The 26,292-nt window shown below is 65.9% G+C and carries 27 protein-coding genes and 1 pseudogene; 16 read left to right on the top strand and 12 right to left on the bottom strand.

Annotated elements, in window-relative coordinates:
• Positions 1-110 precede the first annotated feature (110 nt).
• The 7 genes and pseudogenes from ABZW16_RS01825 (at position 111) to ABZW16_RS01855 (ending at position 7,580) form a co-directional block, all read left to right on the top strand.
• Positions 111-1,616: a PucR family transcriptional regulator ligand-binding domain-containing protein gene (locus ABZW16_RS01825; RefSeq protein WP_354951118.1), complete on the top strand. Its 1,506-nt coding sequence runs from the start codon at positions 111-113 to the stop codon at positions 1,614-1,616.
• 177 nt (positions 1,617-1,793) lie between these two features.
• Positions 1,794-2,399 (top strand): hypothetical protein, encoded by a 606-nt coding sequence (locus ABZW16_RS01830; RefSeq protein ID WP_354951120.1) that lies wholly within the window; start codon positions 1,794-1,796, stop codon positions 2,397-2,399.
• A gap of 247 nt (positions 2,400-2,646) precedes the next feature.
• Positions 2,647-3,351: a WYL domain-containing protein gene (locus ABZW16_RS01835; RefSeq protein WP_354951121.1), complete on the top strand. Its 705-nt coding sequence runs from the start codon at positions 2,647-2,649 to the stop codon at positions 3,349-3,351.
• A gap of 92 nt (positions 3,352-3,443) precedes the next feature.
• Positions 3,444-3,821 (top strand): VOC family protein, encoded by a 378-nt coding sequence (locus ABZW16_RS01840; RefSeq protein ID WP_354951122.1) that lies wholly within the window; start codon positions 3,444-3,446, stop codon positions 3,819-3,821.
• A gap of 242 nt (positions 3,822-4,063) precedes the next feature.
• Positions 4,064-5,734, top strand: coding sequence for an NTF2-like N-terminal transpeptidase domain-containing protein (locus ABZW16_RS01845; RefSeq protein ID WP_354951124.1), 1,671 nt, complete (start codon positions 4,064-4,066; stop codon positions 5,732-5,734).
• A gap of 107 nt (positions 5,735-5,841) precedes the next feature.
• Positions 5,842-5,961, top strand: a pseudogene (locus ABZW16_RS01850) (DNA-binding response regulator); the annotation flags it as partial.
• Positions 5,962-6,047: 86 nt separating this feature from the next.
• Positions 6,048-7,580 (top strand): HAMP domain-containing sensor histidine kinase, encoded by a 1,533-nt coding sequence (locus ABZW16_RS01855; RefSeq protein ID WP_354951125.1) that lies wholly within the window; start codon positions 6,048-6,050, stop codon positions 7,578-7,580.
• A 15-nt stretch (positions 7,581-7,595) separates the two neighbouring features.
• On the opposite strand, the gene cqsA is transcribed toward ABZW16_RS01855, so the two are convergent.
• Positions 7,596-8,834: an alpha-hydroxyketone-type quorum-sensing autoinducer synthase gene (gene cqsA, locus ABZW16_RS01860; RefSeq protein ID WP_354951127.1), complete on the bottom strand. Its 1,239-nt coding sequence runs from the start codon at positions 8,832-8,834 to the stop codon at positions 7,596-7,598.
• Positions 8,835-8,984: 150 nt separating this feature from the next.
• Between cqsA and ABZW16_RS01865 the strand changes: the two genes are divergently transcribed.
• Together ABZW16_RS01865 and ABZW16_RS01870 are read left to right on the top strand one after the other, a co-directional pair.
• Positions 8,985-9,641, top strand: coding sequence for a response regulator transcription factor (locus tag ABZW16_RS01865; RefSeq protein WP_354951129.1), 657 nt, complete (start codon positions 8,985-8,987; stop codon positions 9,639-9,641).
• Entirely contained in the window at positions 9,638-10,804 is a 1,167-nt protein-coding gene (locus ABZW16_RS01870) for an ATP-binding protein (RefSeq protein WP_354951131.1), read from the top strand. Before ABZW16_RS01865 ends, ABZW16_RS01870 begins: the two co-directional genes overlap by 4 nt.
• A 39-nt stretch (positions 10,805-10,843) precedes the next feature.
• Here the strand turns inward: ABZW16_RS01870 and ABZW16_RS01875 are convergent, their stop codons facing one another.
• The 5 genes from ABZW16_RS01875 to ABZW16_RS01895 all read right to left on the bottom strand — a co-directional run bounded on the left by ABZW16_RS01875 (position 10,844) and on the right by ABZW16_RS01895 (position 15,823).
• Entirely contained in the window at positions 10,844-11,236 is a 393-nt protein-coding gene (locus ABZW16_RS01875) for a hemophore-related protein (protein WP_354951133.1), read from the bottom strand.
• Positions 11,237-11,532: 296 nt separating this feature from the next.
• Entirely contained in the window at positions 11,533-13,263 is a 1,731-nt protein-coding gene (locus ABZW16_RS01880) for an aminotransferase class V-fold PLP-dependent enzyme (protein WP_354951135.1), read from the bottom strand.
• Positions 13,260-14,027, bottom strand: a complete 768-nt coding sequence (locus tag ABZW16_RS01885) for an amino acid ABC transporter ATP-binding protein (RefSeq protein ID WP_354951136.1) — start codon at positions 14,025-14,027, stop codon at positions 13,260-13,262. The genes ABZW16_RS01880 and ABZW16_RS01885 overlap by 4 nt, the downstream gene beginning before the upstream one ends.
• Positions 14,020-14,895, bottom strand: coding sequence for an amino acid ABC transporter permease (locus tag ABZW16_RS01890; RefSeq protein ID WP_354951138.1), 876 nt, complete (start codon positions 14,893-14,895; stop codon positions 14,020-14,022). Before ABZW16_RS01890 ends, ABZW16_RS01885 begins: the two co-directional genes overlap by 8 nt.
• Positions 14,882-15,823 (bottom strand): ABC transporter substrate-binding protein, encoded by a 942-nt coding sequence (locus tag ABZW16_RS01895; RefSeq protein ID WP_354951140.1) that lies wholly within the window; start codon positions 15,821-15,823, stop codon positions 14,882-14,884. The genes ABZW16_RS01890 and ABZW16_RS01895 overlap by 14 nt, the downstream gene beginning before the upstream one ends.
• 364 nt (positions 15,824-16,187) lie before the next feature.
• Here ABZW16_RS01895 and ABZW16_RS01900 point away from each other — a divergent pair, with 364 nt between their 5' ends.
• Complete coding sequence (locus ABZW16_RS01900; RefSeq protein WP_354951297.1) at positions 16,188-16,418, top strand: hypothetical protein; 231 nt, start codon at positions 16,188-16,190, stop codon at positions 16,416-16,418.
• On the top strand, positions 16,415-16,675 hold the full coding sequence (locus ABZW16_RS01905) for a zinc ribbon domain-containing protein (protein WP_354951142.1): 261 nt from the start codon (positions 16,415-16,417) through the stop codon (positions 16,673-16,675). Before ABZW16_RS01900 ends, ABZW16_RS01905 begins: the two co-directional genes overlap by 4 nt.
• A gap of 20 nt (positions 16,676-16,695) precedes the next feature.
• Here ABZW16_RS01905 and ABZW16_RS01910 read toward each other — a convergent pair whose 3' ends face one another.
• Positions 16,696-17,370: a class I SAM-dependent methyltransferase gene (locus tag ABZW16_RS01910; RefSeq protein WP_354951144.1), complete on the bottom strand. Its 675-nt coding sequence runs from the start codon at positions 17,368-17,370 to the stop codon at positions 16,696-16,698.
• 61 nt (positions 17,371-17,431) lie between these two features.
• Here ABZW16_RS01910 and ABZW16_RS01915 point away from each other — a divergent pair, with 61 nt between their 5' ends.
• Positions 17,432-17,932, top strand: coding sequence for a GNAT family N-acetyltransferase (locus ABZW16_RS01915; protein WP_354951146.1), 501 nt, complete (start codon positions 17,432-17,434; stop codon positions 17,930-17,932).
• A 181-nt stretch (positions 17,933-18,113) separates the two neighbouring features.
• Here ABZW16_RS01915 and ABZW16_RS01920 read toward each other — a convergent pair whose 3' ends face one another.
• On the bottom strand, positions 18,114-18,371 hold the full coding sequence (locus tag ABZW16_RS01920; RefSeq protein WP_354951148.1) for a hypothetical protein: 258 nt from the start codon (positions 18,369-18,371) through the stop codon (positions 18,114-18,116).
• A gap of 5 nt (positions 18,372-18,376) precedes the next feature.
• A complete protein-coding gene (locus ABZW16_RS01925) occupies positions 18,377-18,595 on the bottom strand; it encodes a hypothetical protein (protein WP_354951150.1) in 219 nt (72 codons plus the stop codon).
• A 467-nt stretch (positions 18,596-19,062) separates the two neighbouring features.
• Between ABZW16_RS01925 and ABZW16_RS01930 the strand changes: the two genes are divergently transcribed.
• Entirely contained in the window at positions 19,063-20,412 is a 1,350-nt protein-coding gene (locus ABZW16_RS01930) for a hypothetical protein (RefSeq protein ID WP_354951152.1), read from the top strand.
• Entirely contained in the window at positions 20,409-20,990 is a 582-nt protein-coding gene (locus ABZW16_RS01935; RefSeq protein ID WP_354951154.1) for a GNAT family N-acetyltransferase, read from the top strand. Before ABZW16_RS01930 ends, ABZW16_RS01935 begins: the two co-directional genes overlap by 4 nt.
• Positions 20,991-21,332: 342 nt before the next feature.
• Here the strand turns inward: ABZW16_RS01935 and ABZW16_RS01940 are convergent, their stop codons facing one another.
• Positions 21,333-21,668: a cupin domain-containing protein gene (locus ABZW16_RS01940; protein ID WP_354951156.1), complete on the bottom strand. Its 336-nt coding sequence runs from the start codon at positions 21,666-21,668 to the stop codon at positions 21,333-21,335.
• A gap of 71 nt (positions 21,669-21,739) precedes the next feature.
• On the opposite strand from ABZW16_RS01940, the gene ABZW16_RS01945 reads away from it, so the two are divergent.
• Both ABZW16_RS01945 and ABZW16_RS01950 read left to right on the top strand, forming a co-directional pair.
• Positions 21,740-22,675, top strand: coding sequence for a helix-turn-helix domain-containing protein (locus ABZW16_RS01945; RefSeq protein ID WP_354951158.1), 936 nt, complete (start codon positions 21,740-21,742; stop codon positions 22,673-22,675).
• 408 nt (positions 22,676-23,083) lie between these two features.
• Positions 23,084-23,782, top strand: a complete 699-nt coding sequence (locus ABZW16_RS01950; protein ID WP_354951160.1) for a carbon-nitrogen hydrolase family protein — start codon at positions 23,084-23,086, stop codon at positions 23,780-23,782.
• A 237-nt stretch (positions 23,783-24,019) separates the two neighbouring features.
• Here ABZW16_RS01950 and ABZW16_RS01955 read toward each other — a convergent pair whose 3' ends face one another.
• Together ABZW16_RS01955 and ABZW16_RS01960 are read right to left on the bottom strand one after the other, a co-directional pair.
• Complete coding sequence (locus tag ABZW16_RS01955) at positions 24,020-24,418, bottom strand: hypothetical protein (protein WP_354951162.1); 399 nt, start codon at positions 24,416-24,418, stop codon at positions 24,020-24,022.
• Between the two features lie 342 nt (positions 24,419-24,760).
• Positions 24,761-26,179, bottom strand: a complete 1,419-nt coding sequence (locus ABZW16_RS01960; RefSeq protein WP_354951164.1) for a prolyl oligopeptidase family serine peptidase — start codon at positions 26,177-26,179, stop codon at positions 24,761-24,763.
• Positions 26,180-26,292: the final 113 nt, after the last annotated feature.

Raw genomic sequence — 26,292 nt, forward strand, 5'->3', positions numbered from 1 at the left:
GCTGCTAGGACCCAGAAATCTGAAGTGTGCGCCAGTTCACACGGGCCGTTTTGTGCGAATATCCAAAGCGTCTTCGGGCGGGCTCAGAATCGGCTGTTAGCCTCGGCGCTGTGCGACTTAGATCACTTCTCACCATGGATCTCGGTCTCGAGCTCGTCACCGGCGAGGACGAGCTCGACCGCTTCGTGCGCTGGGTCGTGACCACCGACATGCTCGATCCGAGCCGCTATCTCTCCGGTGGTGAACTGGTGCTGACCGGCCTGCAATGGCGGCTCGAGCCCGAGGACAGCGAGATCTTCGTGCGCGCGCTGGCCCGGGCCGGAGTCGCCGGACTCGCCGCGGGCGACGCCCGCTACGGCGGTGCGCCGCCTGATGTCGTCGAGGCCTGTCAGCGGCACCGGATCCCGCTGTTCCGTGTGCGCGAAGACGTCGCGTTCGCCCAGGTCACCGAGACGCTGACGCGCAATCTGTCCACCGGCCGGGCCGCCGATCTGACCGCCATCCTCGACCGCCACCGCCAACTCGTCTCGGGTACCGGCCTCGGATCGGTGCTGGAGCTGATCGAACGCGATCTGGGAATGCGATGCTGGGTGGTCTCCTCGACCGGACGCGTGGTGGCCGGGCCGGTGTCACCGCCGCCGGTCGAGGTCACGGCCGCTTTCTTGAATGCGCGCCGCCTGCCCCACGTGCTGGTTCACGATAAGGCCCGCTACTCACTGTTCGCGGTCGACGAGCACAGCACCTCCCGCGCGGCCGACTGGTTCATGGTCTTCGAGGGCGACTGCAGGGACTGGCCGGAAGAACGCCGCACGCTGACCGGCGAACTCGCCGCGGTCGTCTCGCTCGAACGCGCGCGCATCGACGACCGGCAGAGCGCCGAAGGCCGCCTGGCCCAGGAACTCATCGAACTCATCGTCTCCGATGCCAAACCGGCCGAAATCATTTCCCGCCTCGAGCTGACCGGCCTCGGCCCCGCCGAGACCTATATCGCCGTGGCCGCCGGCGCCGAAGCAGAAGCCTTGCGCCCCGGCGAATTACGCGTCCTGCTCCGCGAAATCCTCTACGGCAAAAGGCCAGCCGCGGGTGTCGTGGACGGCGAAGCCATTGCCCTGATCCCCGCCGATCCCAATGGCGGCATCATCGCCGAAATCCACCGTGCGGTAACCGCTTTGGAACCCGGCCTACGCGGCGCCCGCCTATCGATCGGCGTCAGCGGCATCGTCGACGGCGAAGGCCTGCGGGGCGCGGTCGAAGAAGCCCGCTATGCCCGCCGCCTCGCCGAGGGCCGTCACCAACCCACCAGCGTCGTCGGCCATGATGAACTGGCCACCCATATGCTGCTGCTGGCCAGCGTCCCCGACGAGGTCCGCCGCATGTTCCGCCTGCGTTTGCTGGACCCCCTCAGCAGCTACGACCAGGAGAACCGCGCCGACCTGGTGCACACCCTGGAAACCTTCCTCCAGGTCTCCGGCTCCTGGACCAAATGCGCTGAGCTACTGCACGTCCACGTGAACACCCTGCGCTATCGGATCCAGCGCATCGAGGAGCTGACCGGCCGAGACCTATCCCGCCTCGAAGATCGCGTCGACTTCTTCCTGGCCCTCGCCCTGCGCTGACCCGCCACCGGTCCGCTTGCCGCCGCGGCTCCGCTCTTGCGTTCGGCTACGCGGCGGCGAAGCATTAGCTGTGCGGTGGCCGCGTTCGCGGGCCGTGCGGTCCCCATGCCCTCGGTGGACCACGACGCATCGCCCCCGCGATACAGCGGAGTGATCCCTCCGCACGAGGAGGACTCGATGTTCATCCAAGTCATTCAAGGCAAGGTCGCGGATGCCGATCGACTGCGCCTATGTATGGATCGGTGGAACGAGCAATTGCAACCGGGCGCCACCGGCTACCTCGGCACGACCAGCGGGTTGTGCAACGACGGGACGTTCATCGCGATGGCACGATTCGAATCCGAGGAAGCGGCGCGGCGCAATAGCGACCGTCCGGAGCAGGGTGCGTGGTGGGCCGAAACCGAACAGTGCTTCGACGGTCCGGTTACCTTCATGGACTGCCCCGAAGTGACACAGTGGCTGGGCGGCGGCTCCGACCAGGCCGGTTTCGTACAGATCATGGAGGGCCATACCTCCGATCAGCGCCGCATGCGCGAACTGCTCTCGCAGGGCACCGATCGCATCCAGCAATTGCGCCCGGAGATCATCGGCGGCACCCTGGCGACCTACGGCGACGACGGATATGTCGAGGCCGTGTACTTCACCTCCGAAGCCGAAGCCCGCGAGCACGAAAAGCTGGAGATCCCCGACGATCTGCGGTCGCTGTTCGAAGAGGAGAGCGAACTCATGGGCGAGGTCGAATTCTTCGACCTACACGAGCCCATGCTCGTCTCCCGGCGATAGCCGATCCATCAGCCGCTGTCGCATATCTGGTGGCACCCTCGCAGACGCCGCACTGTTCGAGGCTGCCACCGGATATGCGACAGCCGCCGTGATCACCCTGACCGATACCCAAATGTGTTGCCCCGGGCACAAACTCGAGTCGTGGGGACAACAGTTCAGCAGCTGCTACCCGGCCACCACCCGATAGACGACCGATCGCGCACCAACGGGACATCTTGCTGTCGGTGGCAGGCGCTACGGTGGCGGCGTGAACCGTACGGATCGGCTCTATGCGATCGTCGAGGAGTTGCGGGCGGTGGCGCCGCGCGTGCGGACCGCACGTGAATTGGCGCAACGGTACGAGGTGAGCGTTCGCACGATCGAACGTGATATCGCGGCCCTGCAGCAGGCGAGCATTCCGATCTACGCGGATGTCGGCAGACGCGGCGGGTACGCATTGGAGAAGAGCATGTCGCTGCCGCCGCTCAACTTCACCCCGGCCGAGGCCGTCGCACTCGCCGTCGCATTGGCGCGCAGTGCGGCGACGCCGTTCGACCAGGCCGGGCAGAGCGCGCTGCGCAAGATTCTCGCGGTGATGTCGGATCAGAATGCCGCCGCCGCTCGCGCGCTGGCCGCGCGGATTCGGCTGATGGAACCGGTGGACGCGCCACCCGCCCAAGCGATCCCGTCGGTCATCGCGCAATCGATCGAAGCCGGACGGGTGCTGCGGATCAGTTATTCGGATCGCTTCGGCGCCGACAGTGAACGCGAGGTCGAGCCGACCGCATTCCTCAGCGGCTCCAATGGCTGGTACCTCGTTGCCTGGTGTCGGCTGCGCGAGGAGTCCCGCTGTTTCCGGCTGGACCGCATCGGCGCGGTGACAATGACCGATCTGCCGATAGCGCAGCGCCCCCTCGATGGCACCGGATCCGATATCCCTGACGATCTCCAGCTGCGCACCGTCGCGCTGTGAAATATCGCGGGAAACACCGACAGGGGGTTGTCGCGCAGCCGGGTGATCGTGGTCGGGCAAGACAACGATCACCGATCCCGAGGAGACGATAAGTGAGCACTCCCCCCTTCAACACGGTGGCCTGGTTCCAGGTCGGCAGCGATAAGCCCGACGAGGTGAAGAAGTTCTACGGCGACCTGTTCGGGTGGACCTTCGACGCAGACCCCAATGCCGATGCCTACGACCTCGTCAGCTACCCCGCCGGCGAGGGACCGAGCGGCGGCATCGCGCACACCCCCGACGCCACGGGCAATCACGCCACCTTCTTTGTGCTCGTGCAGGATGTGGCGGCCACCGTCGCCGCCGCCGAACGACTCGGCGGAAAGGTGTCGGTACCACCGGTTACCGGCAAGGACGGGCTGATCTTCGCCCACATCCAGGACACCTCCGGAAACGACTTCGGCATTTTCAGCCCGGCGCCGCAGCCGTGATCCGGCGCTAGACAGGGGGCGGAGCTGTCATCCTCCGCCCCTTCGGCGCACACCCATATCACCCGCGTCCGCGACACGGTCCGTCGCATCGCCATGGCGATGCGTTTCGACTCCATAGCTTTTTGGCAGCTATCGGATCGAGGCGCTGAAACGTCCACGGCCCCCCGTTATCCTCGAATCACTTGACTTCCAGGGAGTTACCGGATCCGGGTGGCCATCATCTGGCCGTTGAAATCGCACGCTTGATCTCGAGAATCGAGGTTCGCGATGGAGAGTTGGCCGATGGCAGGCACAACACCGGACCGCCGCCGATGAGGTGCGGTCGTCTGCTCAGTGCGCTGGCCGCGGTGGTGCTCGCGGTGGGGATCGGCGGGTGCGCATATTCGTTCGCCAAGTACCCCGACGACGCCAGGGTTACGGTCGACGAGTTCACCGAACTGCTCAATAAACGGAAAGCGGACAATGCCGCGAACCTGACCTCCCAGCCCAACAATGCCATCGTGTCCTTACGGCAGATATTCGACGGACTGGGCCCCGGGACGCCGGAGTTCCGGGTGGTCCAATTCATCGTCTTGGACAGCACGGAGGCGATCTTCACTCTGCAGGGGGCATGGGCGTTCGGACAGGATCGGAACTGGAGCTATGAGTCCCAGGGCACGGTGCGGAAATTGGCGACCGGCTGGCGCATCTCCTGGGATCCCACCATCGTTATTCCGCACCTGGACAACACCCACACGGTTCAACTGGTCCGCGCATACGCACCACCGCCACCCATCGTGAAGGACGGCCACGGACAGACCCTCATGACCGAGCAGACCATCGATGTGGTCAAGCTCGATCCCGCCCGCATTACCGATCCGATCGCCACCACCGATGCGCTGGCCAAGGCCATCGAGCCGATCGCGTCAGTGATCACAGGACCGTCCTTGCGCGAGCAACTGGCCGCCGCGCAGGGCAAGCCGGTCGTCGCGGTAAACCTGCGGGAGTCCGATTTCGCGGTCCTGGAACCGGATATCGCGCCGATACCGGGAGTAGTGACCAAGGCCCAGCCACGGCTGATCGCCGCCGACCGCCGGGTGCAGTCGCCGATGCTCGATGCATTGCGCGTGGTGTGGCAGGACAACCGGGACAGATGCGCGGGTTGGGCGGTTCAGCTGTCGAGCCTGGACGGCCTTCCGATCGCCTATCTCACCGGGCAGCCGGGCACACCGGGCCCCGACGTCGCCGCGACGCTGGATCCACACTGGCAGCGCGCCGCCCAGGACGCGGTGAACTATGTCGGAAACGCGACGGCCGCCGTCGTCATCAACTCCGCGACCGGAGCCATTGTCGCCGCCGCGGAGAACAACGCGGTCAGCACGAACGGATCGGCCTTCACTGGACTCGCGCCGATCGGCGGCACTACCGAATTGCTGCGCACGGCTGCCGCGAAAATCGCGCGGAAGGCACCGCAGGACGTTTCCGTGGATGAGGTCACCAAGGCCGCCCACATGCTCGGTATCGGCGTCGATTTCGGGCTGACGGGCCTGGACAAGGTGACCTCACGGATCCCGACACCGGGCACCGAACAGGTCCGCCGCGGCAGTCAGGCCAGCGAGATCCAGGCCAGTGCCTACGGCATGGCGATCGTCGCGGCCACCATCGCCAGTGGGCGCATTGTTCGGCCGATGATCGAAATCGGACACCCGGCAACGGCTTCGGTGGAATCGGCACCGCTACCCGCCGAGGTGGTCGACCGGCTCCGTCCGATGCTCGGCGGCTCCGGATATGTCGCCATCACGGGCGGACAGGGCTGGCTGCTGGCGAATATGGGTGAGCTGGCCTTCGCGATCCATGTGGAGGATCCGGACAGTAGCGCCACCCTGATCCACGCGGCTGAACGCATACTCCACCCCGAGCCCCAGCCCCAGTAGCACAACTCTCGGCGAACGGCCCGACCGAACCGAGCTCCGGAGCAGCTCACAGGAAACCCCCAGCTGGTCCTGAGCTTCGGCAACGCTGGTCGCGCCACGCTGAGGTAATGAGCAGAGTCGATCCGCAAGCGCGCGTTCTCGTCGTCGACGATGAACCGATGATCGTCGAACTCCTTGCGGTGAGTCTGCGATTTCAGGGGTTCGAGGTGCAGACGGCGACCAGCGGGCGCAAGGTCGATACCACCGAGCCGAAACTCATCCATACGCTGCGCAGCGTCGGTTACGTGCTGCGCGAACCCCAACCGAACTGAACATGAGGCTGCACGAGGCGCTGGCCCGGCGGGTATCGGCCATTCCGCTGCGGGTGGGTCTCGTCGTCGCCCTCGTCTTCCTGGCCGCCCTGGTGCTGATGGCGACGGGGTTCGCGGTCACCTCCGCACTGAGCCGATCCTTGACCGCGCGAACCGATGAGCAGCTCTACGATGCGGCCCGTTCGTGGGCAGAGCCGCGCCCGATGCGCCAGATCGTCACGAATGACGGTGCGATCTTATGGATTCCGGCCGAGTTGGCGGATACACGGCCCGTTGCCCGGCCGTTCATCGATCAACCGCGCCGGTTCTACGAATTGCGCAAAGGCCCCGAGGGACAGCTCTATTCGGGCACTCCCGGAACGATCGCTGGCACCGATACGACCCCGGATGTGGTGGGGCACGCGGCAGCGGTCCCGATAACGGTCGGCTCGACCGACGACTCCTCGGTGCAGTGGCGCGTGCTGACCACCAGCAACCAATTCGGCTCGACCACCATCGCGCTGCCGCTCACCGATAACCAGGAGACGGTATCGCGGCTGATCTACTTCGAACTCGGCATCGGCGCGGCGGCACTGCTCGCCCTCGGCGTCGTCGGCTATTTCGTTGTCCGACGCAGCCTGCGCCCGCTGCGCACGGTCGAGGAGACCGCGGCCGCGATCGCGAGCGGCGACCTGCACCGGCGCGTCCCGGTGCGCGATGTCGACACCGAGGTCGACCGGCTAGCGCGGTCGTTGAACGCAATGCTCGAGCAGATCCAGCACGGCGTCGCCGCCACCGAGGCATCCGAAGAGGACGCCCGGCGTTCGGAACGCCGGATGCGGCAGTTCATTGCCGACGCCAGCCACGAATTGCGTACCCCGCTCACCACGATTCGCGGTTTCGCCGAGCTCTATCGCCAGGGCGCGAGCACCGACGCACAGATGATCGTCGGCCGCATCGAGGGTGAGGCCGTGCGGATGAGCCTGCTGGTCGAGGATCTGCTGATGCTCGCCCGGTTGGATGCCAAACGCCCACTCGACCGCAGTCCGGTGGATCTGCTCGCGCTCGCGGGCGATGCGGTGCACAACGCACAGGCCATGGCGGCGCAGCAGCAGACCGACCCGCAACGCCCGATCACCCTGGAGATCAGCTCCGGCGTCGGCACCATGGACGTGACCGGCGACGAGGCACGGTTGCGTCAGGTGCTGGCGAATCTGCTCGGCAATGCCCTCGCCCACACCCCGGCCACCGCGGCGATCACCGTGCGGCTCAACCCATCCGCCGACACGGTGCGCATCGACGTCATCGACACCGGCCCCGGCCTGACACCGGAGGCCGCCGCCCGAGTATTCGAGCGCTTCTACCGCACCGACGATTCCCGCACCCGAACCAGCGGCGGAACGGGTTTGGGCCTACCGATCGTGCAGGCCCTTGTGGTGGCACACGGCGGCCGGGTGAGCGTGCACAGCGAACCGGGCAGCGGCGCGACCTTCACGGTGATCCTGCCGCGCGATGTCCGGGCGATGGCAGTATCCGCCGAAGCGGCTCGGGTATAACACCGCGGCGCGGCCTCATGAGGTCGGCACCAGCGACGGTTGCGCCGGATTCGTTACGGACCTCGGCTGATCGGGATGATACGGCGCTATCGCGCCGAAGGTGTCGCGAACCTCGGCACAGACCTGGATGAGTCGGTCCACCTGCATATCGGTCAGCCCGGCATGCAGCGAGAACCGGATGAGGCAGCGTTCGGGCGCGGTGGCGGGCCAGCAGAAGACCGAGCCGAAAATGCCACGGGCCTCCAGGAAGTCACGAATGGCGATGGTGCGCTGATCCGGACCGGTCTGCAGTGCGACGATATGGCTGGCCGAACCCTCCAGATCGAACTCCAATGCCATCAGGGCACGGCGTACGATAGCGGAGATCTCGCGCAGCCGGATCCGCCGCCAATCGTCGACGCGGACGACCTCGAGCGTCGCGGCCAGGCCCGCGATATCGTGCGGCAGCAGCGTCGCGGAGAAGACCGACGGATCGGACTCCATCTTGAAGTAGTCGACGAAATCGATATTGTTCGCCGCGATGAATCCGGCACGTCCGGCGAAAGCCGCTGCGAGGCTGGCGACTCGGAACGGCACCCGGTCCGCGAGGCCGAGCGCGACCACCGTGCCGGCACCGTAGGGGCCGTCGGTACCGAGCGAATGCGATTCGTCGACGACCAGCACGCTGCCGGTCTCGTCGGCCACGTCACAGATCTGGGTCAGCGGACAGCGACTGCCATTGGTGCTGTAGATCGAATCCACCGCGATGATGCCGGAACCGTATTTGCGTATCTCTTCGCGCAGATGGCCCGGAAAATTGTGCCGGAACGAATACACCGGCGCACCAGCCGTTTTCGCACCGTGCCACAGCGACATGTGCGCGATGTGATCGACATAGACCGGGGTGTGCGGATCGGCGATCGACTGCATCAACCCGGCGGTGGCATCCCAGCCGGATTGGCACAGAATTCCGGCGGCCGCCCGCATATGTTCGGCAAGCGCCATTTCCAGCGCGATCTGCGGGTGGTCGGGGCCGTGCACGAAGATACCGGCCGGCGGCGCCGCACCGCCGTAGTTCTGCAACGCCGCACACATCGCGCCGATGATATGCGGTTCACGGGCAAGGGCGAGATAGTCGCTGCTGGTCAGCACGACATCGCCCGGCACGGGTCTACGACCGTGCAGCAAATGCCGTCCGCCCCAAGCGGCAGCGATCCGTTCCGTATGGAATCGGCTGACGCGGACGAATATGCGGTCGGCAACCGACAAGGTCATCTGAACTCCTTTCACTGCTATCAGCTACTACAGAGCACACACCGAGCAGATTGAATCACTACCCATCGGCACATGCGCCGAAATCGCGAAGTTGATCGGTACATGTCGCACTCACAGCGACCCAACAGCATCAACAGGCACGATTGTCGGGTGCGGGTACTGGTGGTCGAGGACGAGCGGTTGCTGGCCGATGCGATAGCCGACGGGCTGCGACGGCATGCGATGGCGGTCGATGTGGTGTACGACGGGGCCGATGCGCTGGAGCGGGTCGGCGTGAACGACTATGACGTGATCGTTTTGGATCGCGATCTGCCGACGGTATCCGGCGATACCGTCTGTATCTCGCTGACCGAGGTCGGAAGCGACGCCAGGATTCTGATGCTGACGGCCGCGACGGCGGTGGCCGAGCGGGTCGCCGGACTCGGACTCGGCGCCGACGACTATCTGACCAAACCGTTCGCCTTCGCCGAACTGGTTGCCCGGATTCAGGCACTGGGGCGACGGTCCCGACCCGCAACGCCGCTGGTACTCGAACGGGCCGGCATTCGACTCGACCCGCATCGGCTGGCGGTCACTCGCGATGGCGAGCCGATCTCGTTGTCGCGCAAGGAGTTCGCCGTGCTCGCCGAATTGTTGCGTGCCGACGGCGGGGTGGTGTCGGCGGAGCAGTTACTGGAGAAGGCATGGGACGAGAACATCGATCCGTTCACGGGGGTGGTGCGGTACACGATCATGATGGTGCGCCGGAAGTTGGGCGATCCGCCGGTGATCGAGACCGAGGCGGGCGTGGGGTACCGCATCCGATGAGAGGCCGCACCATTCGACTGCGGCTGACTCTGCTGTATGCGGGCGCGTTCTTTATCGCCGGGGCGATCCTGGTCGCGCTGACCTACTTCTATCTCGATCGGTCGCTGGGGCGGCGTCAGGGGATGGGTGCCCAGATACTTGTGCGCGAGTACCTGGCCAAGCGCAACCGCCCGATCGTGTCCGAGGAGTTGTATCAGGCACTGACCGCCCAGGCCGCCAAGGAACGGCGCGACACCCTGGAGGCGATGCTGGTCTGGTCGCTGGTTTCGCTGGGCGCGATCGGGATCGCGGCCGGTGGGCTGGGTTGGCTACTGGCCGGGCGGGCATTGTATCCACTGCAGCAGATCACCGCGACCGCGCGCCGGGTGGCCGATCGCAGCCTGCACGAGCGGATCGCGCTGACCGGACCCGATGACGAAATCAAGGATCTGGCCGACACTTTCGACGCCATGCTGGAGCGGTTGGATCGGGCCTTCGACGGTCAGCGGCGCTTCGTCGCCAATGCCTCGCACGAACTGCGCACGCCATTGACCATCAATCGCACACTCATCGAGGTGGCACTCGATGATCCCGACGCGCCGGAGTCGACGCGTCGGCTCGGAGCCACGCTCCTGGAGGTCAATCATCGGCATGAGCAGCTGATCGACGGACTCCTGGTGCTCGCGAGCAGCGAGGAACGGCTGATCGAACGCAGCCGGGTCGACCTGGCCGATGTGGTCCGGCGGGTGGTGACCGTCGCCAACGATGCCGCCGAGCGGGCCGGTATCGAGATCCGCACCGAACTCGCGGCGGCTCCGGTTTCCGGCGATCCGGTACTGCTGGAACGTCTGGCGCAGAACCTGGCGGACAATGCGATTCGCTACAACGTCAGCGAAAATAGTTGGGTAGCAATCAGATCCGTGAGCACGGAAGGGAAAGGCCAACTGGTGGTCGAGAATTCCGGCCCGGTGGTACCGGCCTTCGAGGTCGACGGACTCTTCGAACCCTTCCGTCGACTGACCACCGGCGATCGGATCGCCGAATCCGGCCATACGCCGAACATTCGCGGTGCCGGACTCGGTCTGTCGATCGTGCGATCGGTCGTGCATGCGCATGGCGGCGATGTCCGGGCGGCCGCACGACCCGAGGGCGGGCTGATCGTCACCGTCACACTGCCGAACTGACCGGGCGGGCGGCGCCGGGCAGCGCCGCCCGCACTCGGGTCAGTAGTTGTGGCAGCTGTTCGCGAGTTCGCGCAGCTTATCGATCTTCTGCTGGCCCTCGGGCGAGTTGCGCTTCTCCTCGATCTTGGTCTGCGCATCCAGGTGGTTGTCGAGCCACTGCTGAGCGCGCTGCTTGCGCTGGTCGACCGGCAGCGCGAGGAACTCCTGCAACTTCGCCTTGCGATCGGGATGGCCATCCAGGCGTTCGGCCAGCTTGGGCGCCTCGGCGTGAATGGCCGCGTCCACCTGGGCGAAGGTGCATGTCGTGTCGATCAGTCCGCCGCCGACACCCGGCTGCGCCGAAGCCGTCGCGGGAACCAGGAGCGCCCCCGTCGCCAGCAGACCGCCGAGCGCAACGGCGGTTCGCATGATTCCGGTACGGGTGAATGTCATTACGAGTGAACCCTTTCCATTGGCGATCGGATCACGGCAGGCAGTGCCGCGACCCGATGCACAGTCCACCAGGCCCGGTGTTTGCACAGCGCTAGGAATCTGCCGGGTCTGGCAGCGTGGTGCCTGTGCCATTGTCCGTGTTCATGGGTCAGCCGATCCGTCGTGCGCCCGCCGCGGCCGTCGCGACGAAGGAGCGGGGCGGGACGTAGCCGCGGCGGCGGAAGCCGTCGGCGATGGTGGCCGCGTGATCAGTGCTTCCGCGTCCACAGTGATGTCTCCCCCTGGTTGGCGCGGGGTCAGGCCCGGATCTCATTGAGGTAGTTGTAGATCGTGTAGCGGGTGACATCGAGGCGGCCGGCCAGGTGATCGACGGCGTCCTTGATGAGGAAGAAACCGGCCTCGTCCAGTTCGCGCACGACCGCCGCCTTATGGGTCTTCTTCATCAGATCCACCGGGATGCCGGCCTTATCGATGGCGCGATCGACCAGGAAGCGCTGCAGGCTGTCGACATCGGCCACAAAGGACTCCACCGGCTGGCCGTCGCCGTCGGCGCGGGCCGATGTGTCCAGGCTATTGATACACAGACAACCGATCGCGACGCCGTCCGCATCGTGCAGAAACAGGGTCGATGAGCGGATCGGGCGGCCGTCCGGGCCATGCGTGCGGTAGTTCGTCAGATCCTGAGTCGTATTGCGGCGGACCAGCGAGAGCAGCAGGTCGGTGATCGGGCCGCCGGTACTGCGGCCGGTGACCTCACCCGCGATCGCGATGATCGAATCCGGCAGCTTGCTCAGATCATGCAGCAGCACTTCATTACCGGGCCCGAGCATGGCGGCCAGACTGGGCACCGCCGGAATCAGCGCGGTCAGCACATCGTGGGTGGCCGCCGCGGCGGCGGGCAGTCGCGACGCGGTCCGTGGGCGGCGCAGTGTCTCGAGCGCCGAGCGCAGCAGATCCGCCGCGGCGGACGGGGTCGAGGCGTGTGGGGACAACCGCACGTGCTCGGGTCGGACCGTCGCGGAGATGCCCGCCGCGGTCAGCGCCGCACCTACCGACTCGGCGGAGTGACCGGGCATCGTGAACGCCAGAATGCCCGCGCGCCGGTCCACCGCAGACACGATCTCGGCGTCCAAACCTGCCAGCACATCGGAGAATCCGCCGATCCGCTCCGCGATCCGGGCCGCGATCACGCCGGGCCCGGCCTCTTCGACCAACTCCAGCGCCGCGGCGAACCCGCCGGCCGTGATCGGGCTCAGATGGGTCAGCGACCACGCGCTCGCTGTCGCGTCGGGCGCGTGAATCTCATCGTCGAACAGTCCCGGATCACGCGCACCGGACCAGCCCGACAACACCGGATCCATCCGCTCCAGGGCACGGTCCGAGAGCACCGCGAACCCGGTCCCCCACCCCGCGCGCAGCCACTTCTGGCCGCCCACCACCAGAATGTCCGCGACCTGCCAGGGCTCCTCGGTGACACCGAATCCCTGAATGCCGTCCACCACCAGCAGCCGGTCGCCGACCACCTCGCGCAGCGCGGCCAGATCGGCGCGATAGCCGGTGCGAAAGTCGACGGCGCTCACGGTCACCGTGGTGATGTCATCGGTGAGTCCGGCCGCGATCCGCTCCGGTGTCGCGTACCCGCCGGACAATCGCCGCACCACTCGGCGGCCGACCTGCTCGGCACGCGCCCACGGATAGGTGTTGGCCGGGAACTCCGACGCCGAGACCAGCACCTCGCCACCGAAATTGAAGGCCGCCTGGAACAATCCGAGGCTGGTGCTCGGCAGCAGCACGGTGTGATCGGTGTCCGACCCGCACAGCCGCGCCACCGCCGCCCGGGCCCGAATCTCTTGCCGCAGTAGCTGATCCACTGTGTCCGGACCGGCCGTGGTGGACTCGTGCAGCAGGCTCGCCGTGGTTTCGAGCACCGCATGCGAGGGCGGGCCGAAGCGTGCGAAGTCGAGGTACCCCGCGGGCTCGCCGAACTGCAGCAGATAGCGCGGCGAGATCCGCGTGGCCGGGCTCACTGCAGGATCCTGGCGAGAAACTGTTGCGTGCGTTCGTGTTTCGGCGCGCGCAACACCTGCGCGGGCGGCCCCGTCTCCAACACCACACCGTCGGCGAGGAACACTACCTCGTCCGCGGCCTCGGCGGCGAAGCTCATCTCATGCGTCACGACGACCATTGTCATCCCCTCTTCCGCCAGCGTTTTCATCACTTCCAGCACCTCGCCCACCAATTCAGGGTCCAGCGCCGACGTCGGCTCGTCGAACAGCATCAGCTTGGGCCGCATGGCCAGCGCCCGCGCGATCGCCACCCGTTGCTGCTGCCCGCCCGAGAGCTGCGCCGGGTAGGCATCGGCGCGATGGCCCAGACCGACTCGCTCGAGCAGCTCCAAGCCCTGCCGCAGGGCGGTCACGGGGTCGGCGCCCAGCACCCGGACCGGCCCCTCGATCACATTCTGGAGCGCCGTGCGGTGGGCGAACAGATTGAAGCGCTGGAAGACCATGCCGATATCGCGGCGCTGCCGGGCGACCTCGCGCTCACGAAGCTCGTACAGTTTGCCGTCGTGCAGCCGGAAGCCGATCGGCTCACCATCGACCCAGATCCGGCCGCCGTCAATCGTTTCCAAGTGGTTGATACACCGCAGGAAGGTGCTCTTGCCCGCGCCGGAGGGTCCGAGCAGACAGACCACCTGCCCCTTGTGCACCTCCAGGTCGATTCCGCTCAGAATTTCGTTGTGGCCGTAGCTCTTTCGCACGTTCACCGCGCGCAACAGCGGGTCAGACATGAGCCCTCCGCTTCAGTGGGGAGCCGCGCAGCGCCTTGGCGGCGCGTGCCATGACCCCCGATCGGTCTGCGCCGAAGGCGCGCTCGAGCTGATGCTGGCCCACCCCGGCGATGGTGACCACGACCATGTACCACACCGCCGCCGCCAGCAAGGTCTCCATGACGAGCAGGTTGCTGGAGGAGATGTTGTTGGCCGCGTGGATCAGCTCGGTCACGCCGATCACCGAGGCCATCGAGGTGCCTTTGAGCATATTGACGAAGTCGTTGCCGGTGGGCGGGATGATCACCCGCATGGCCTGCGGCAATACGATCCGGCGCAGGGTCGTCGCCGGGGTCATGCCAATCGCCTTCGCGGCCTCGGTCTGGCCACTGTCGACGCTGTTCAGCCCGGCGCGCACGATTTCGGCCATATACGCGCTCTCATTGAGCGCCAAACCCAGGAAGGCCGCGGTGAACGCGCTGATCACAGTATTGGTCTGGGCGTGCAGCAAGAACGGGATCTCGATCACCGGGAACACCAGCGCCAGGTTGTACCAGAGCAGGATCTGCAACAGCACCGGCAGACCGCGGAACAGCCAGACGTAGCCACCCGCGAACCAGCGGGCCACCGGATTTGCGCTGCGCCGCAGTAGGGCGACGACAATACCGAGCACGATCGCCACGCCCTGCGAAAACACCGCCAGCACAATGGTATTGACCAGACCGGTGAGCATCACCTGATACCACAGGAAGTCCGGTACCCGGGGCCATTCGATCTCGGCATTGCCGAGCGCAATGCCCAGCAGCACCAACAGGACCGGAATGATCGCGCCCGCGATCCAGCGCCCCCAGTGCCGCAGCCGAACGATCGGCAGCTCAGTTTCCGCCATTGATGACGGCCTCCTTGACCGCGCCCTTCTCGACGCCCCACGCCCGCAGGATCTTGCCGTAGGTGCCATCGGCGATCAGTCCGTTGACGGCGCTCCGCAGCGTTTCGGCCAGTGCCCGATTCTGTTTGGTGACACCGATTCCGAAGGGGCCGCCGTCGATCGGCTCACCCGGTACGACCTCGAAGAACTTGCCGTCACCAGCGGTGCGCGAGACATAGACGGCGGTCGGCAGATCGTTCACGATCGCCTGGACGCGGCCGGTGCGCAACTGGGTCTGGTTCTGGTTGTCGCTCTCGGTCTCGGTGATGGTGATGGCGGACTTGCCCGCCTGGGCGCATTTGCCGCTCTGCTCGGTGACGAACTTCTGCTGGCTGGTGCCCTGCACCACCGCTACCACCTTGCCGCACAACGTATCCGGCCCGCTGACCGAGTCGGGGTTGCCCTTGCGGATCATGATCGCGATGCCCGAGGTGAAGTAGTCGACGAAGTCGATCTGCTGCTGGCGCACCTTGGTGTCGCTCATCGCCGCCATGGTCGCGTCGATGCGGCCGGACTGCAGGCTGGTGATGAGCGAACCGAACGCCATGTCCTGATGCTCCACGCCCACACCGAGTTTCGCGGCAATGGCCTTGGACAGATCGACCTCGTACCCGATGGGGGTCTTACCGTCCGCGGCGTAGAAGTTGTTGGGCGCGGACTGGATGTACGACGCCAGGTGCAGCGCACCGGCCTGGGTGATCGAGGCCGGGAGCGCGGCGTTCAGCTGTGCGTCCTTGGTCACCGAGGCGATGATCGCGGTCGTGTCGGGAATGGGTGCGCTCGATGCGACGGATGTGCCACCGGCGCCATCGGATTCACTGCCGCAGGCGACGAGACAGCCGACCAGGGCCGCCAGCAGGGCGAGGGGCAGGGCATGGGTTCGCGGCATTGCGGACCTCCGTTCTCTTGTGTGGCAGCGAAATTACTCTCCACTGTTGAAGATTTCAACGAGGAGTTGAAATTTCACCATGCTGCCGACCGGCGCCGGCGGAACCGTCCAACACATCGACATAGCGACGGGCGATCGCGCCCCAGATCGGGGCCGCGAGTTTGCTGCCCAGTCGCCGCCACCAGCGACGGCCGTGAACTCCACCAACCACCGACGCCCCGCGGGCGCTCGTGGCGGGGCTGCGGCGGCAGCGTCGCCTGGCCAAAGCCGTCACGCGAAAACGTAAGGGGTCCAACAACCGGCGCAGGCTGCGGCGCGATCAGCACGGCACCACGCGCACGTCGCCGCCCGGCGGTGGCATTTTCTGCACGAGGTCTCCACTCGGCTGGTCAATACCCACGACCGGCTGGTCCTCGAAGACCTCAATACCGCCGGAATGCTGGCCAATAGGCATCTGGCCCGTGCGATCAGCGATGCCGGATGGGGTGAGTTCGGCCGCCTGGTGGGCTACAAACAGCGCTGGCGCGGCGGACAGGGCTGCTGGGCGATCGCTGGTTCCCGCCCAGTCGCACGTGTTCTCGTTGCGGGAATGTGAATCGCGCACTGACGCTGGCGGATCGGATGTCCACCTGCGACTGCGGCCACCGCCTGGATCGTGATCTCAACGCCTCGATCAATCTCGCCGCCTGGGGCGAGACACATCATCGAGCCCAGGTCCGGGAGCCCGAAGCACGAGCCCCGGTCATCAATGTCCGCCGACGGGACGGCGCTGACCCACACTCCGGTGTGGGTGAAACCGTCTCGGATGACGCGGAAACCGACACCCACACCAAGTCTGCGGCGATGGGTTAGGACACCCGAGAAGGGTGGTGTCATCCAATAATTCGGTTGGAAGACACGCTGTAGGAAATATCGCGGCGGCGCACTCGGGCCAGCCAGGCCGCCTCATCGACAATGCTGCCCGGCGTCAGGCCGAGTTCCGCGGCATCGACGACCGCCGCGCTGACGCGTCCGCGATATCGGGCGGGCTTCAGTTCTTCCAATTCCCAGCCCGCGCCGAAGGCTTCGGCGATCGCGGTGCGGCTGATGCGCGGGCCGAAGCCCGGTTCCGCATCGGAGAGCGCGAGGATATGGACCAGCCCGCCGGGCTTCAGGACGCGGTGCAGGCTGCGGACATATTCGGTCGGATCGCCATTGTCGAAGGCGAAGACATGGAACAGCGCACTGTCGAGGATGGTGTCGTAGCGGGGCTCATCCCCCAGTTCCAGTGCATCGGCCACCTCGAACTGCGCGGGCACTCCGTGCTCGCGCGCATTGTCTCTGGCATACGCGATCGCGCTCGGCGAAAGATCCACCCCGAGCACGTCATAGCCGCGCTCGGTCAGCCTGATGGTGTGCTCACCGGCCCCACACCCGATATCGAGCACCGCACCCCGAATCCACCCCTGCTCGATCAACTCGAGCACCGCGGGCTGCGGCTCCCCGATCACCCATGGCGCGGATCCATCCTCATACACGGAATTCCAGAACTCAGGAGGTCGAATCATGCCTCCACCTTTCAACCTCAACCCGGGTTCATGTCAATGCCCACCGCGCTACATTGCCCAGATGACCGATTCCCCACACCTGCGCCCGGCCCGCCCCAACGATGCCGAAGCCATCGCGGCGATCTGGTACGAGGGCTGGCGCGACGCTCACCTGGGCAATGTCCCCGACGAACTCATCGCCGTCCGCCCGCAGGAGTCGTTCACACCCCGGGCCGCCCAACGGATCGCCGACACCACTGTCGCGATCATCGATAACGAGGTGGCCGGTTTCATCATGGTCCTCGACGACGAAATCGACCAGGTCTACCTATCCCGCCGCCACCGCGGCACCGGCACCGCACCGCCCCTACTCGCCGCCGCCGAACAGCACATATCCGACAGCGGCCATTCACGGGCCTGGCTGGCCGTAGTCCCGGGCAATGCCCGCGCCCGCGCCTTCTACACCCGCAACGGCTGGACCGACGAGGGCCGGTTCACCCACCAAGCCCCCGGCCCCGACGGCCCGGTCCCCGTTCCTGCCCACCGCTATGTCAAACAGCTCGCCGGATTGCCGGAGGACTGAATACGCGCGAAGCGAGTGGGGAGTCCGAGACCGGATGCTCGTCCGGGTGGACAGTCGACGCGCCGTCACAGAGCACCGGTGTGCCCGAAGTGGTCGAGACCTGCGTCGTCGCGGGCTGCACTTCGCAGAAGATCGAATCCGCTTGTCCGCCAGCGTGTTCGAAATTCCAGCTGTCGCACGCTCAAGACGTTTCCGTGTCGCGAACACTGATCGGCGTCATCGCTATCGCGTCGGCTTTGTCCAGATCTGCGTCGGAGTCCGAGATCCAGCCGTCTTCGCCGACCGGGCTCAGCCAGCCGTCGGACGCACGCTGATAGATCGGAACGCTATCGACAGGGGCGAGGTCCAGTTTGTGGCGTGTGTCCTCGTGGAATGCCGCAAGCAATGCGCGCACGGACGGAGCGATCTCATTCGCCGGGGACGGAGCTACTTCGAACATCCGGCCTACGCCTCCAATGGGTTGGGCAGATCCTGCAAATCCACCAGCGCGGCCCAGTAGTCGTCACGAAGCGCGTCCCACAGGTCCGTATGTTTCGGGAGCAACTCCCGAGCGGCAGCCAGATCGGGATACGGGTCGAACATGACCGTTCCGGGTTGCACCGCCGTGAACTGCGCGCGCGACGGCAAGCAATAAGCAGTGAACGACTCGGCCGTGAACTGCACGCGCAGGATCCGTGCCGCACACCCCGCCAATCGCCACACCGCAACCTTGCGACCATCCCGGGTTTGCGTGGTACGCAACCTATCTCGGCGCATCACACCCCCTCGCGGTTCCTATCGACTCCCCAGCACCGAGACGACTCTGCGAGTAGAGATCGGTCGGCCCACTCCCGGACGGCATCCGCGAACCGCTCGACCACATCGGGCGCAATACCCTCGTATGCGGCTGGCGGCCCAACAAACGGCTCTCGCTGCGGCAGTTGGGAATTCGTCATTGTTCATCCCCTTTCAGATGCGGTCGATGCATCCGACACCAGCCACCGCGAGCGGATCAGCGGGCGGGCGCGAACACCCCTGCACCGAATGCCCATAAAGCGTCGCCGACCAGCTAGTTCGATCCCAGACACAGAACCGCACACAAGTAATACGCTTCTGATACCGAACGTTGTTGGCGCGAACAGGGGGTGTCGATGATCGTTACCAATTGGACCGGTGTTGAAGTCAAGGCCCTTCGCCTTGCCGCTCTGCGGCTCACACAGGAAGCATTCGCGGAACAGGTTGGATACCAGCCGGTCACCGTGCGGAAGTGGGAACGTGCGCTAGGTGCCCGTCCAGTACGCGGCAAGTCCGCACTAGACCTCGATACCCAACTGGCGCGGCTGAACGACGACCAAGCCGAACGGTTTTGGGCGGCCGTCACCAACGCACGTTCGGCCGTTTCGGTGCATCCTGGCAGGTATCAGGCCGATGCGGTAACCGGCCGGTCTGGCAGCTCACTCGGTGTCTATGCGTGGGAAGTCGATGGTGACGTGAAACGGCGAGAGTTCGGTAGGTTGGCGGCGGCAACTGGCGCTGCTGTGGTTCTGGATTCGTGGGATCTCGACGGAGACCGGCTCGGCATGTCCGATGCGCAGCGCCTGCTCGAACGCGTCGGTCAGTTGGAGAATGAGGACCAGCGAGCTGGCGGAGCACCGCTGGTGAGCTACGCCGTGGAAGGGCTGGCCCGCGCCAAGAACCAGCTGGAAACGTGCGCGTTCGATGCGGCTACAGCCGACGCATTCGCTAGTGCGGCAGGCGAACTCGCGGTGTTGGCCGGATGGCTGGCATTCGACGCGGATATGCATCCGCTCGCGCGCCGCTGCTACTCCGATGCCATGGCGCTGGCGAGTCAGGCAGACGACAACGATCTGACCGCGCACACGTGCTTATATGCGGCGAATCAGTCGATCGCGCTCACCCAGATCGGACAGGCGAGCCCACATCATGCGCTGCAACTGGTCGATCGAGCGCGAGATCTCATGCGAGGCAGGCCTTCTGGACGAATCCATGCCCTCATCGCGATCCGACAGGCCCAGGCACTCGGACTACTCGGGGATCGCAATGCTTTCGAGCGTGCGATTGCCACAGCGTGGCGTGAGGTGGACCAGGCTGTGGAACACGAGCCGATCGAGGAATGCCCGGCTTGGCTTCGGTTCGTGGGCCACGCCGAAGTCCGCGGGCACGAGGCTCGGGGATATGGACGGGTCGGCGACCTGGCGAAGGCGGTGGATCTGCTGGAGGCCACGGTTAGCGAGCAGGCTTCCGTTCGGAATTCAGTGAACGCGCGGGCATGGTTGGCGTCGGCGCGAGCTGCGGCCGGGGACTTCATCGGGGCACTTGCCGAAGCGATGCCCGTGGTTGAGCACCTGGGCAACACTGTTTCGTCGCCTCGTACCGTGAGGGTCCTCGAGCCGGTCCGGCGCGCCACCGCCAGTCTGTCCGCCGGGGTCGAGTTCGGACAGCGATTCGACACCCTTTCACAGACAGCGATCACCGCATGAAGCTGCCCGATCGAGTCGAATTCCAGCACATCGATGCCGCGCAGGCTCGCGACCTCCGTGTGACCGTCGCGGACATCTATCGCCGTTCCTATATGGACGCCATCGCATCCGGCGATCCGTTCGACTCGCCGGACCAGTTCATGCATCGCTTCGACACCTACACCAGCCCGGCGCGCGCCAGCGCCTTCGCGATGGTCATCGCGTTCCAGGACGGGCAGCCAGCCGGACAAACATGGGGATGGTCACTCAGCCCAAATGCCCCCTGGTGGAACAACTTTCAACCAGACGACGCGATCTACGACCGCGCCGCTTTCACCAATGAAGATGGCACCCGAACATTCGCACTATCCGAAATCATGGTGTGCGCGAACTACACTGGTCGCGGCTTGGCCCGAGCACTGCACGACGAGTTGCTGGGTAGTCGGCACGAAAAGCGTTCAACACTGTTGGTCGAGCCCGACAACAGGCGCGCCTACCGCGCCTACCGAACCTGGGGTTGGACCCGCGCGGGGATCACCAAACCGAGCTGGCCCGACGCCCCCACATTCGACGTGCTGATTCGCGACCTGCCCACCTGATCGGAAGCACCTGACCCGAACGCAGGTGCACGCGACAATGACGCCAGGCAGATCACCCGAGCACTACAACAACCGTTGCAGCGCAAATGATCTCGCGGCAACGAATGCTCGACCTGCTCGCCAACGTCCGAGTAGTACCGCATCCACATAACCCTTGCCGTATCCGCCCCTGGGTCCGAGATCTGTCGAACGTAGTCGAATGGTTCTCGCCCAGGCCGATTCGACAGCCCTATGACCACGCTCGGCGAGCAGCCGGAGGGGGTAGCGCAGCAATGTAATTGGATGGGGCGGTTGAAGGCGGGATCCTCTCGAGCCCACGGGGGCGTGGGGCATTGTCGTGTTCTAGCCTTCCGGATAGAACACGAACAGGGTGCAGCCGGTCGTGGTTGCCGGAACATGCCAGGAACCGGCCGGGGCGTGCAGGAAAGTCCCGGCCGGGTAGTCGCGGGCGCCGTCATTGAATGTGCCCGCGACCACGAAAACCTCCTCCGGGCCGGGGTCGTGGACATCGCGGCGCGGCCAGGATGTGCCCGGATCCATCTCCAGCATGTTGGCGTGCGCACCGGAGGGCCCGGTCCACAGCGGGCGGACGCGGATCCCTGGGAAGAGGTCGCGGACCGGGGATTCATCGATGGAAACAGAGGTGTAGCCCTCCTGGGCAAGGATCTCGGGGTGCATGCCTGCAACGGTGCCGTTCGCGAGCGGCGCCGGAAAGTGTCCGATACGACATCAAGGGGTACATTTCTGCCATGCATCGCGTGGTGGCCCTGGTGCGGCCGGTGCAGTCAACGTTCGAACTCGGCTGCGCCGTCGAGGTATTCGGCACCGAGCGGGCCGAGCTGCCGCAGCACTACGAGTTCGAGGTGTGCACGGAAGAACCCGGCCCGGTGCCGACGACAGCCGGATACGCGATCTCGGTCGCACACGACCTTTCGGCACTCGCATCCGCGGATACCGTGCTCATACCCGGCTGGGCGCCGGTGCAGGCGCCGCTGTCGCCGCCCGTGCGTCACGCACTGCTGCGGGCACATGCCCGTGGGGCGCGGCTGGTCACGATCTGCTCCGGAGTTTTCGCGCTGGCCCGCACCGGGCTGCTGGACGGCCGCTCGGCGACCACACACTGGGCACGCGCGACGCAGCTGCAGCAGGAGTTCCCCCGGATACGCGTGCAGCCGGACATGCTCTACGTCGACCACGGCGATGTCGCTACCAGCGCCGGAGCGGGCGCGGGCATCGACCTGTGCCTGCACCTGGTCCGAAAGGACCACGGGGCCGCGCACGCCGCCCTCCTCGCGCGACACATGGTGATGCCGCTGCACCGCGACGGCGGCCAGCGACAATACGCCCCACCCGCAGCGCCCACGAACGCACTGGACGGGCTCCTCGACTGGGCCGAAACACGCTTGGGGTCACCGCTGTCGGTGCGCGATCTGGCCGCACACGCCAACGTCTCGCCCCGCACACTGGCCCGACGCTTCACCGATCACCTCGGCACGAGCCCGGGCGCATGGTTGTTGTCGCGCCGGGTCGCCGAGGCACGCACCCTGCTGGAACAGACGGACCTACCGGTCGAAGCCATCGCGGCCCGCGTCGGCCTCACCTCTGCGGTCAACCTCCGTCGCCGCTTTCGCGCTCAGGTCGGCACCACCCCGGGCGCATACCGCTGGGCGTTCCGGACTTCCTGACGTGTCCTGTGTCAGTGATTCGTCCTCGTCGGGGTGCCTCTGACCTGCGGTGAGGAATCTTGACTAGCAATACGACGCTGATCAAAACTGCCGAGATGCCTTGGGACCAGCCGATTTTGCCATTAGATCTTGCTCGAATCCGCGTCTGTTGAGGATCGATGGCGGAACCCGGCACACCGGCCGCGCATCCTCGAACCGCACTGCTGTGCACGAGGACAGCGTCAGCCGCTGCTGGGCGCCGACCACATCGACGAAGTCCACCTCAACCAGACCGGCAGAGGCCTGCCCCCATTCGACAGCTGCATCGGCCACCATCCGCGCGATACGATCACGACAACGGGCAAACCGTACTGACAGAACTGGCGGAACGAGCAAGATTCACTGTCACAGAAGAGAAATGAGGGGTCGGTGCGGAAAGCCTTGCGGATCGCTGTTGCGCAACCTCGGTGCGTATCGCATGCGGTAGCCGCCAACGTGCAGGCGCATGTCGAGCTGATCCGGGCCGCGCGGGCACGGGTGGTGGTATTCCCGGAGATGTCGCTGACCGGCTATGAGCTGGATGCCGACATTGTTGCGCCGCAAGATATTCGGCTGGCTCCCATCGTTGCCGCGTGCGCGGACACCGGAACGATCGCGTTGGTCGGGGCACCGACGCCGGGACCGTCGATCGGTATTCTCGCCGTCGATCACCGCGGAGCGTCGGTCGTCTACCGGAAGGTGTACCTGCACGGCAGCGAGTCCGACCGTTTCCGTTCCGGCGAGCCGACGGCACTGGAAGTCGACGGTTGGCGTTTGGGCCTGGCCATCTGCCGAGACACCGGGATCGCCGAGCACGCGCGGCGGACTGCCGCGCTCGATATCCACGGCTATGTGGCCGGTGTGGTGCACAGCGCGGAGGAGGCGGCACTCCACGGCGAGCGCGCCCGCAACGTGGCCACCGAGCACGGCGTGTGGGCAGCCACCGCAGCGTTCGCCGGCTCGACTGGCGGTGGGTTCACACGGACCTCCGGACGTTCGGGCATCTGGTCGACAACAGGTGAATTGCTTGCCCAGGCAGGACCAGACCCCGGCGAGTTCGCCTGCCACACCTTCGAACCAGGCAGTTGAGCAAACTGTACTGACAGAGACGCGGGAACGAGCAAGATCGACTGACAACAAGGAAGATCTACTGTCACAGGACATGACGCCAGGGAACCGCGCCCTACACGAATCCGACTCGAGCTGTCCTGTCTCAATGAATCTGGCCAGTGCCAGATCCATTGACCTGTGGATTGGCCAGGCTCAGGCAACCATCGCGCCGACAATCACGGCTCGGGTCACCGATCCTGATCCAGTGACGCCACGTCAACGGAGTACAGGCTCGGCTATGACCTGGTGGGGATCGTCATAGACGATTGTGCCCGGGCTATCGCAGTCCAGGTGGATCCAGCCGACACCGTGGCTGTCCAAGATGGCCAGATAGCCACCGACGCGCGTGATCATATGGGTGGCAGAGGATTTGAACCAGGCCACAGCATCCGGGTGGCGTTTCCGGTCGTAAACAGACGGATCGATACGCCCTGGATCGGTCAGATTGGCCTCATACCAAGCATTTTCACGGCGGCGGAACCGCTCTTGCGCCGCACTGAGGCGCCCCGCCGACGCAAGTCCGTTGACCAGCGCAAAGACTCCCGGATACCGGCCGCGCCGATTCGGTGCAGCCGCCTGGAACCGAACGAACGGCCGATCCGCCTCACCGGACACAAGCGCAGGGTTCGGACATCAACGCCAACACGACTGTCGTGATCACCGCGGCCATATCAACGATCGTAGGCCGATGTGCTTGTCAGGCTCGAACTCTGACCGTCGCCGAGATCGACGGCGGTGGACGACCATGTAGGCGGACAGGATGTAGTTCAGGTGGCCCACCGAACCGATCCAGAGCTGCAATTCTGTCGTCAATACGACATGAGGTCGAGTTTGTCACCACGGGAACGCGCGTCCCGCGGCATGATCGGACAGTCTGCACCGCAGTGGATCTCACTGCTCAGATCGCCCGCCCAGCAACAGAAGAGTGCATTCGGAACGTTTCCGACTGAAACCGGCTCATCTGGGGAGCAATTGCCAGTGCAGCGCCCACGGCACAAAGGCCGCCGCCGCCGCGAACAGCACAATTGTCTGCCAGCGCAGCAGTGCATCCATCCGGCCTCGCGCCCGCCACCCTGATACTCCCAGGACGACTGCCGCCACGGGCACCGCCAAGGTCAGCCCGCGCACCAGCAGCCAAGGCAGCGGCTGCCCGGCCGCGAATGACGTCGGCGGCATCTGACTACCCACCGCCAATATCCCCACCACATAGACCACGCCGCCCAGCGCCGCCAGAAGCCCGGTGACCGACACCGCCCGGGCCGCCCATCGAACCTCCCGAGCACCACCGGATAGCTTGCGCCGCAGCATCATCCGCCCGATGGTCGACAGCGGGTAGACGGCGAAGCCGAGGAGCAGCGCGGCCAGCGCCGCGTACTCGAGACCGGGGTGGTCGCCCGGTGCGCGGCTGCTCATGGCCTGGGCCGGGGCCGGCGCGGCCCCGCTGGGCGGCGCCTGATCTGCGGCGACCGAATGGATCCAGTCGGTGATCACGTCGGCATAGCCGGGGCCGAGTTCGCCAAGTGGCTTGTCCTCGAACAGCTCTCCCCCGACCCTGTCGAAGCCGTCGGTGGTCCGATGCCCATTGTGCCCGGCATTCGGCACGAAACGCGTCGTGACCGAATGATTTCCTGCGGTCGCGAGTTCCCGCTGATAGATCGTGGCACTCTCGGCGCCCGGCACCTTCATATCGTGGTCACCCCACAGGGCCAGCACCGGCACACGCACCTGCCGCAGCGCCGGCAGCGGGTCGTAGTCCGCCTCCGGGAACACCCCGGCTCCGTCGACCACGGCCGCGCCCGGTCCGCTCACCGCATCCGACAGGCCTCCCGAAATACCCTTGTGCCGTAGCAGATTCGCGAGAAGCCAGGTCTGGGTGCGCATGGGTGTCACGCCGGAGCCACCGATGGTGACCACGAATCCCACCGTCGTAGACCGCGACGCCGCCAGCATCGCCACCCAGCCGCCCTCACTGAACCCCCACAACCCGACATGCTCGGCAGCTACATCGGGTCGGTTCCGCAGCAGCCGCACCCCGGCGAGCGCATCGTCGGCCAGCACTCCGAAATTCCGGCGGCGAGTGGAGTATCCGACCGTGCGCTTGTCCACGACCAGCGTGGTTATGCCCGCCCGCACGAAGGCTTCTGCCTCTGGCCGGTATTCCGCCCCCGGCCCCGGCCCCGATCCGCCGACGAGCACAATCCCCGGATGCTGCCCGGCACCTGCGGGACGATAGACCGTGCCGTACAGCGTCACCCCGTCGCTGTCGAACGCCACCTGTTCCTGCCCCGGATCCGCTTGCGGAGGCTGCGCTTCGGCCATTCCACCGCCGATCCCACCGCACATCAGAACCAGCATCGCAACTATCACCACTCGCATGCCGGAAACGTATGCCCGCCAACCGCTCCCAGACATCGCACCGTGGTACCGACACTCCTCCCCCTGCAGTATCAGCCGACGGCCGCGGCAACAGCGTGACCTCGGCTCGGCTG

It is taken from the genome of Nocardia sp. NPDC004604 (assembly GCF_040609795.1).
Lineage (GTDB): Bacteria > Actinomycetota > Actinomycetes > Mycobacteriales > Mycobacteriaceae > Nocardia.

Bases quoted from the DNA above. Each gene is read 5' to 3' on its own strand.
- ABZW16_RS01945 (WP_354951158.1), top strand. From the start codon at position 21,740: ATGCATCGCGTGGTGGCCCTGGTGCGGCCGGTGCAGTCAACGTTCGAA.
- ABZW16_RS01940 (WP_354951156.1), bottom strand. From the start codon at position 21,668: ATGCACCCCGAGATCCTTGCCCAGGAGGGCTACACCTCTGTTTCCATC.
- ABZW16_RS01870 (WP_354951131.1), top strand. From the start codon at position 9,638: ATGAGAGGCCGCACCATTCGACTGCGGCTGACTCTGCTGTATGCGGGC.
- ABZW16_RS01935 (WP_354951154.1), top strand. From the start codon at position 20,409: ATGAAGCTGCCCGATCGAGTCGAATTCCAGCACATCGATGCCGCGCAG.
- ABZW16_RS01915 (WP_354951146.1), top strand. From the start codon at position 17,432: ATGACCGATTCCCCACACCTGCGCCCGGCCCGCCCCAACGATGCCGAA.
- ABZW16_RS01855 (WP_354951125.1), top strand. From the start codon at position 6,048: ATGAGGCTGCACGAGGCGCTGGCCCGGCGGGTATCGGCCATTCCGCTG.
- ABZW16_RS01885 (WP_354951136.1), bottom strand. From the start codon at position 14,027: ATGTCTGACCCGCTGTTGCGCGCGGTGAACGTGCGAAAGAGCTACGGC.
- ABZW16_RS01920 (WP_354951148.1), bottom strand. From the start codon at position 18,371: ATGTTCGAAGTAGCTCCGTCCCCGGCGAATGAGATCGCTCCGTCCGTG.
- cqsA (WP_354951127.1), bottom strand. From the start codon at position 8,834: ATGACCTTGTCGGTTGCCGACCGCATATTCGTCCGCGTCAGCCGATTC.
- ABZW16_RS01960 (WP_354951164.1), bottom strand. From the start codon at position 26,179: ATGCGAGTGGTGATAGTTGCGATGCTGGTTCTGATGTGCGGTGGGATC.
- ABZW16_RS01830 (WP_354951120.1), top strand. From the start codon at position 1,794: ATGTTCATCCAAGTCATTCAAGGCAAGGTCGCGGATGCCGATCGACTG.
- ABZW16_RS01930 (WP_354951152.1), top strand. From the start codon at position 19,063: ATGATCGTTACCAATTGGACCGGTGTTGAAGTCAAGGCCCTTCGCCTT.
- ABZW16_RS01890 (WP_354951138.1), bottom strand. From the start codon at position 14,895: ATGGCGGAAACTGAGCTGCCGATCGTTCGGCTGCGGCACTGGGGGCGC.
- ABZW16_RS01875 (WP_354951133.1), bottom strand. From the start codon at position 11,236: ATGACATTCACCCGTACCGGAATCATGCGAACCGCCGTTGCGCTCGGC.
- ABZW16_RS01910 (WP_354951144.1), bottom strand. From the start codon at position 17,370: ATGATTCGACCTCCTGAGTTCTGGAATTCCGTGTATGAGGATGGATCC.
- ABZW16_RS01895 (WP_354951140.1), bottom strand. From the start codon at position 15,823: ATGCCGCGAACCCATGCCCTGCCCCTCGCCCTGCTGGCGGCCCTGGTC.